Source organism: Vibrio sp. 378, assembly GCF_033339435.1.
The window spans coordinates 1-537 of sequence record NZ_JAWOUO010001080.1; the positions used below are offsets into that span (position 1 = coordinate 1).

Sequence of the window (537 nt, forward strand, 5' to 3'; positions counted from 1 at the left end):
GGCCGGGCGCATTTTGGATATCAGGTGCAGCAGAAACAGCAAGGAGCCGTCCGAGACGCGCGGCAGGCCGGGGCCGAAACGACCTTCAAAGCCTTTGCGCTGATGTTCATCGCTGACCTGCTTTTCCACCTTCTTCCAGTCCACACCGAAGGGCGGGTTGGAGAGGCAATAGTCGAAATGCTCAAACGGCAGTTGGTCGTCGCTTAAGGTATTCCCCAGCTTGATATGGCTGATGTCCTGGCCCTTGATCAGCATGTCGGCCTTACAGATGGCGTAGGACTCGGGGTTGAGCTCCTGACCGAAGGTGGCCAGACGGGCCGCCGGGTTGAGCTCGTGCAGGTACTCCATGCCGCAGGAGAGAAAGCCGCCGGTGCCAGCGGTGGGGTCATAGATAGAGCGCACCACGCCGGGCTTGGTCAGGGCTTCGTTATCGCTGGCAAACACCAGCGAGGTGGTGAGCCGTACGATATCGCGCGGGGTAAAGTGCTCCCCGGCAGTCTCGTTCGAGCTTTCGGCGAAGCGGCGGATCAGCTCTTC

At 60.7% G+C, this 537-nt stretch carries 1 protein-coding gene; it reads right to left on the reverse strand.

Annotated elements, in window-relative coordinates; all coding sequences use genetic code 11:
• On the reverse strand, positions 1–537 hold a 537-nt coding region (locus R7Q48_RS30470), incomplete at both ends, for a class I SAM-dependent DNA methyltransferase (protein ID WP_318134145.1).